6 protein-coding genes are annotated in these 6322 nt (G+C 62.6%); 1 reads left to right on the forward strand and 5 read right to left on the reverse strand.

The window, feature by feature from the left end:
* Positions 1 to 198 precede the first annotated feature (198 nt).
* Positions 199 to 1428, forward strand: a complete 1230-nt coding sequence (locus QMX91_RS27995; RefSeq protein WP_025112290.1) for a spore maturation protein — start codon at positions 199 to 201, stop codon at positions 1426 to 1428.
* Between the two features lie 121 nt (positions 1429 to 1549).
* Here QMX91_RS27995 and QMX91_RS28000 read toward each other — a convergent pair whose 3' ends face one another.
* The 5 genes from QMX91_RS28000 to QMX91_RS28020 are packed head-to-tail and all read right to left on the reverse strand — an operon-like array spanning position 1550 to position 6144.
* Positions 1550 to 2176: an ABC-type transport auxiliary lipoprotein family protein gene (locus QMX91_RS28000; RefSeq protein WP_098966457.1), complete on the reverse strand. Its 627-nt coding sequence runs from the start codon at positions 2174 to 2176 to the stop codon at positions 1550 to 1552.
* Positions 2173 to 3111, reverse strand: coding sequence for an MlaD family protein (locus QMX91_RS28005; protein ID WP_096797615.1), 939 nt, complete (start codon positions 3109 to 3111; stop codon positions 2173 to 2175). Before QMX91_RS28005 ends, QMX91_RS28000 begins: the two co-directional genes overlap by 4 nt.
* Before the next feature lies 1 nt (position 3112).
* Positions 3113 to 3916, reverse strand: a complete 804-nt coding sequence (locus QMX91_RS28010) for an ABC transporter ATP-binding protein (protein WP_041073657.1) — start codon at positions 3914 to 3916, stop codon at positions 3113 to 3115.
* Entirely contained in the window at positions 3913 to 5061 is a 1149-nt protein-coding gene (locus QMX91_RS28015; RefSeq protein WP_098966456.1) for an ABC transporter permease, read from the reverse strand. Before QMX91_RS28015 ends, QMX91_RS28010 begins: the two co-directional genes overlap by 4 nt.
* Before the next feature lie 54 nt (positions 5062 to 5115).
* The gene (locus QMX91_RS28020; RefSeq protein ID WP_098966454.1) at positions 5116 to 6144 is read right to left on the reverse strand and encodes a DUF5924 family protein; all 1029 of its coding nucleotides are present in this window, start codon (positions 6142 to 6144) and stop codon (positions 5116 to 5118) included.
* Positions 6145 to 6322 lie beyond the last annotated feature (178 nt).

The following is a 6322-nucleotide window of genomic DNA, read 5'->3' on the forward strand; positions in this document are numbered from 1 at the left end:
CCGCTCAACCTGTAGGAGTGAGCCTGCGCGCGATGAGGGCCGTATATTCAACATCTCTGTTGTTTGATACACCGCAATCGCGAGCAGGCTCACTCCTACATTGGACCGAGTAGGCCAGACAAACCCCGGAGCAATCCGGGGTTTGTCGTTTCTGGCGACCCCGCTATCATTCGCCGCATCTTCCGGGGGATTTGACTGATGCTTAATGGCCTGTGGCTTGGCTTCTTCGTCGTGGCAGCAATATCTGCGCTGGTGCAGTGGCTGGTCGGTGGCAACGCCGGGATTTTCGCGGCGATGGTGGAAAGCATTTTCGCTATGGCCAAACTCTCGGTCGAGGTCATGGTGTTGCTGTTCGGCACGCTGACCCTGTGGCTGGGCTTTCTGCGCATCGCCGAGAAGGCCGGAATCGTCGAGTGGCTGGCCAAGGTGCTCGGGCCGCTGTTCCTGCGGCTGATGCCGGAAGTCCCGGCCGGTCATCCGGCACTCGGTCTTATTACCCTGAACTTCGCCGCCAATGGTCTGGGTCTGGACAACGCCGCCACGCCGATCGGCCTCAAGGCGATGAAGGCGCTGCAGGAGCTCAACCCCAGCGCGACCATCGCCAGCAACGCGCAGATCCTGTTCCTGGTGCTCAACGCCTCGTCGCTGACCCTGTTGCCGGTGACAATCTTCATGTACCGCGCCCAGCAAGGCGCGCCAGATCCGACCCTGGTGTTTCTGCCGATCCTGTTGGCGACCAGTTGCTCGACCATCGTCGGCTTCCTTTCGGTGGCGTTCATGCAGCGCCTGCGCATCTGGGACCCGGTGGTGCTGGCCTATCTGATTCCCGGCGCACTGATCCTCGGCGGCTTCATGGCGCTGCTGGCGACGATGTCGGCCACGGCGCTGGCCGGGCTGTCGTCGATCCTTGGCAACCTGACGCTGTTCGGCCTGATCATGCTGTTCCTGGTGATCGGCGCGTTACGCAAGGTCAAGGTTTACGAAGCGTTCGTCGAGGGCGCGAAGGAGGGCTTCGACGTCGCCAAGAACCTGCTGCCGTATCTGGTGGCGATGCTCTGCGCGATTGGCGTGCTGCGTGCCTCGGGCGCGCTGGACTTTGGTCTGGATGGCATTCGGCATCTGGTGCAGTGGGCCGGGTGGGATACGCGTTTTGTCGATGCGTTGCCGACGGCGATGGTCAAACCGTTTTCCGGCAGCGCCGCACGGGCGATGCTGATCGAGACCATGAAGACCTCCGGCGTCGACAGCTTCCCGTCACTGGTGGCGGCGACGATTCAGGGCAGTACCGAGACCACGTTCTATGTGCTGGCAGTGTATTTCGGTGCGGTGGGGATTCAGCGCGCAAGGCACGCCGTTGGATGCGCGCTGCTGGCTGAATTGGCCGGCGTACTCGGCGCCATCGGCGTCTGCTACTGGTTCTTCGGTTAACCACGAATCCCCATTGTGGGAGCGGGCTTGCTCGCGAAAGCGGCGGGTCAGTCGACCTGTATATTGACTGACACACCGCCTTCGCGAGCAAGCCCGCTCCCACAGGGGTTATGTATAAGGTTTAAGGTCTGGGTTGTTGGGTGAATTGCTGGCCTTGCTGAACAGCCCACGCGACAACCTTGGCCGTCAGCCGATCACTGGCCAGTCCAAACCCCGCGACCACCGCCGGCACCTGTACATCATTCAACGGCTGACGCTCTTCGAAGCGGCGACTGGCGAGGATCTTCTGGTCATAGCCGCGCACCAGCAACGCATCGACCCGCACCACGACGCTGGCCTGATTGCCCTGATACTCAGTCTGAAACGCCTGCAAGCTGCCGCCCAGTTCCAGATCCGCAGCGAAGTTGCTGTCATCGGTGCTGAGCAGCGTCACCCGACCATCCCGGGCAAAACCATCCAGCAGCCGATTACGCACCAGCACCGGCGCCGGATCGCTCCAGCGCGAGGCCTTGTAGCTGCTGATCACGTCGCCCTGTGGGATCACCGCGATGTTCGGCCGGTTCAGCGCTTCGCTGGCCTGCAACTTGTTCAGGCGCAGCGACCAGTGCTGGGTCGCTGCTGAGCTGACCGAGGCGGGCGCTTGCGCGGCAGGCAGGCGATAGACGTCCGAAGGTTCGGCCTTGGGCAGGATCGAGCAGGCACTGGTCAAAGCGAGGCTGGCGAGGAGAGCAAAGTGAATCAGCTTCATGGGGTGAATTCCTTGTTCTTGTCACTGCCCAGCAAGTAGCCGCTGGGGTTGGCCTCAAGACGTTGCGAAATGCCACGCAGCGAAGTCAGGGTTTCGCGCAGTTCGCGGATCGCCGGCGCCAAGCCATTGAGGCCCTGCATTCCGTTGTCGAGCGAGTTCTGGTTCTTGCTCAGCAGGCCGTTGATGGTGGCGCTGCTCTGTTCCAGCGACTTCATCGCCTGCTCGGCACTGCCCAGCGCCTGCTTGCCCTGATCGTTGAGCAGGCCGTTGGCGTTGCGCATCAGCGCCGAAGTTTGCTCGAGCATGCTGCCGGCCTGCTTGCCGACACTCGCCAGTTGCTGCATGGCCTGGCGCAGGTCGCCGCGCTGATCGTTGATCGAACCGGTGGTCTGCTCCAGATGCGCCAAGGTGTTGCTGACGCGCTCGACGTTCTCCGGGGAGAACATCTGGTTAGCGTTGCTCAGCAGCGCGGTGATGCCAGTCATCAGGTCGTTGCTGTCGTTGAGCAGCCGGGAAATAGGCGAGGGCGCCGCGACGATGGTTGGCAGCTCGCCGTCATGCCCACGTAGCTTCGGGCTCTCCGGGGTGCCGCCGCTGAGCTGGATGATCGAAGTCCCGGTAATCCCGGCCAGTGCCAATTTGGCCTGGGTGTCTTCCTTGACCGGGGTGTCACCGCCCAGACGAATCCGCGCCAGCACCCGACGTGGGTCTTTCGGGTCGAGACGCAGGTTGACCACGTCACCGACCTTGATCCCGCTGTACTGCACGGGGCTGCCCTTGGACAGGCCGCTGACCGCCTCGTTGAAGACCACTTCATAATCCTTGAACTCGCTGTCGACGCTGGACTTGGCCAGCCACAGGCCGAAGAGCAGGGCGCCTGCCACGACAATCACTGAGAACAGGCCGATCAACACATGATGGGCTCGGGTTTCCATGTCAGACCTCGTTGAGCAATTTGGCGGCGTCCAGCGCCGAGCGGCCACGCGGGCCGTGGAAGTATTCGTGAATCCACGCGTCGTCGGTTTCCGAAACCACATCGATAGGGCCGGCCACCAGCACTTTCTTCTGCGCCAGCACCGCCACACGGTCGGTGATGGTGTAGAGCGTGTCGAGGTCGTGGGTCACCAGAAACACGCTCAGGCCCAGCGCATCGCGCAGGGTCAGGATCAGTTGATCGAACTGCGCCGCGCCAATCGGATCGAGGCCGGCGGTGGGTTCGTCGAGAAACAGGATGTCCGGATCCAGCGCAAGGGCCCGCGCCAGCGCAGCGCGCTTGATCATCCCGCCGGACAGCGACGCCGGGTATTTGTCCGCCGCCGACAGCGGCAGCCCGGCCAGCGCCAGCTTCACCGCCGCCAGATGCTCGGCGTCGTTGCGGCTCAGGCCGGCGTGTTCGATCAGCGGCAGGGCGACGTTTTCGGTCACCGTCAGCGAGGAGAACAGCGCGCCTTTCTGGAACAACACACCAAAGCGCCGCTCGACCAGCGAACGCTCATGCTCGGACAGGCTCGGCAGGTTTTGCCCGAACACCTTCACGTTGCCTTCGCTGGGCCGACGCAGACCGACAATGCTGCGCAACAGCACCGATTTACCGCTGCCGGAGCCGCCGACCACGGCGAGGATTTCGCCCTTGTACAAATCCAGATCGAGATTCTCGTGCACGCTCTGGCTGCCAAAGCGATTGCACAGGCCACGGACTTCGATCACCGCCTCCGAGGGCGCGCGGGGTAGACGACTCACCAGCCCATCTCCATGAAGAACAGCGCAGCCACCGCATCGAGCACGATCACCACGAAAATCGACTGCACCACGGCTGACGTGGTGTGCGCACCGACCGATTCGGCGCTGCCGCTGACCTTGAAGCCTTCCAGGCAACCGATCGTGGCGATCAGGAAGGCAAAGATCGGCGCTTTCACCAGGCCGACCAGAAAGTGCTGAATGCCGATGTCGCTCTGCAGCAGCGAGAGAAACATCGCCGGCGAAATCCCCAGCGACACCGCGCACACCACCCCACCGCCGATGATCCCGCAGAGCATCGCCAGAAACGTCAGCATCGGCAGCGCCACCAGCATCGCCAGCACGCGCGGCACCACCAGCAGCTCCATCGGGTCGAGGCCGAGGGTGCGGATCGCGTCGATCTCCTCGTTGGCCTTCATCGAACCGATCTGCGCGGTGAACGCGCTGGCGGTGCGCCCGGCCATCAGGATCGCCGTGAGCAACACGCCGAACTCACGCAGGAAAGAGAAGCCCACCAGGTCCACGGTGAATATCGTCGCGCCGAAACTGGCGAGCACCGTGGCGCCGAGAAACGCCACCACCGCACCGACCAGAAAGGTCAGCAGCGCCACGATCGGCGCGGCGTCGAGACCGGTCTGTTCGATGTGTGCTACGACGGGGGTGATGCGCCAACGCTTGGGGCGCAGCAGATTGCGGGCGATGGTTTCGAGGATCAGGCCGATGAAGCCCAGCACTTGCAGGGTGTCCTGCCAGACCGTTTCCACCGCGCGCCCGATGCGGGTCAGCAGTTGCACGCTGACACTGACTTCCGGCTCTTTGACCGGCACACAGAAATCAGTCAGCGAGCGATACACAGTCTGCAGCAGCGCGCGGTCAGCCTGGGAAATCGTGCAGTCGGGGTGTTCGGCGGATTTGCCCAGACGCTCGGAACCGAGCAGTTCCACCAGCAACGAAGCGCCCGCAGTGTCGAGCGCACCGAGGCTGTTGAGGTCGACCACGGTATTGGCGTCGTACTGGCCGGTCAGTTTTTCGGTCAGGTGCTTGAGGTCGGCGTAATGGGCAAGCGTCCAGTCCCCGGAAACCCGCAGGCGGGCAGGGCTGATTGACGTGTCCAGTTGGGCATTACCGCTCATTGAGCTGCTGATCATAAGCTCCGTGCTTGTCCGGCTATTAAGCGAACTAACGTAATAGCACGAACCGGATTACTTTTCTTTGATCGCTGTGCTGTCGGTCACTTCGAAACGCAGTACGCCGATCACCTGACCGTCTTCAGTCAGCACCCGCACCTGCCACTTGCCCGCCGGGTTGCCGGGGAAGTTCTGCTTGTGCGTCCACGCCCGGTAACCTTCCTTGCGCCCGCCGTGGATATCGAGAGCGATGCGGTCGACCTCTTTGCCGTCGAACTGCCACACGTGGTAGATCCGCTCATCCAGCCCGCGCGGCGCGTTGATTGCGGTGTAGGCGTAGAGACCGCCGTTGCGGATCTGCTCGGCGCTGACCTGTTCGAGGCTGTCGCCCGGGGTGCGATCCTGCAACTGAGTGCTGATCGCCACGTCGGTCATCCACAGCGTCGCCGGCGGCACCCACGAGCGCAGGGTCCAGCCGACCGCGCCTATGCCGACGGTAATGCACAGAATGGCCAACGCGTTGCGCACGGTGCGGATCGGGAAGATCGACGCCAGGCTCGGGAACGACAACACCACCGCCGTGCCCAGCGCCCATTTGAAACTTTGCGCGGTGGTCAGGTGCATGATCACCGGCAGCGCAGTGAGCAGGGCGGCGAACAGGGTCAGGGTGTGCAATGCGAGAAAAGCCCAGCGCCGTGGCGCCAGCCATTTGTAATAGAGCGGATCGACAATCGAGATCAGCGCGGCGATGCACAGCAGCCCGGTGAAGATCAGTTGACCGCTGTTCCAGGTGGTGGTGATGAAGAAGAACGGCAGGACGAAAAACAGGCTTTCCTGATGGATCATCTGCGTCGCGTAACGCAGCAGCGGCTGGGGGATCTCCCGCTTGAAAATGCGCGTGAACAGCCCGGTCAGGGTGTTCTCCAGCATCAGCCAGATCCAGCTCAGCAGCATGATGATGGTGATCCAGCTCGCCAGTCCCTGCTGGCGATCGACCAGAATGAAACTGCCGACCCCGGAGATGAAACCGCCAAGCGCAATCACCCCGGGATAGCGCTTCATCAGCTCGAGAATGCGCTGGATCAGGAGGGGGATTTTCTGCATGTTGGCGGTTCACGACTGAGTAGGAAAAAACCTCGACAGAGTACCGTCCGCCGGGCGACGTGGCGAGGCTCCCGGTCAGTAAAATCACCACAGATCCCTGTGGGAGCGGGCTTGCTCGCGAAGGGGCCGTGTCAGTCGACATCATTGCTGAATGACACACCGCATTCGCGAGCAAGCC

Source organism: Pseudomonas sp. PS01299 (assembly GCF_029960145.1).
GTDB lineage: Bacteria > Pseudomonadota > Gammaproteobacteria > Pseudomonadales > Pseudomonadaceae > Aquipseudomonas > Aquipseudomonas putida_A.

Excerpts from the sequence above, each read along its gene's own strand:
- QMX91_RS28020 (WP_098966454.1), bottom strand. The coding sequence starts at position 6,144 with ATGCAGAAAATCCCCCTCCTGATCCAGCGCATTCTCGAGCTGATGAAG.
- QMX91_RS28015 (WP_098966456.1), bottom strand. The coding sequence starts at position 5,061 with ATGATCAGCAGCTCAATGAGCGGTAATGCCCAACTGGACACGTCAATC.
- QMX91_RS28005 (WP_096797615.1), bottom strand. The coding sequence starts at position 3,111 with ATGGAAACCCGAGCCCATCATGTGTTGATCGGCCTGTTCTCAGTGATT.
- QMX91_RS28000 (WP_098966457.1), bottom strand. The coding sequence starts at position 2,176 with ATGAAGCTGATTCACTTTGCTCTCCTCGCCAGCCTCGCTTTGACCAGT.
- QMX91_RS27995 (WP_025112290.1), top strand. The coding sequence starts at position 199 with ATGCTTAATGGCCTGTGGCTTGGCTTCTTCGTCGTGGCAGCAATATCT.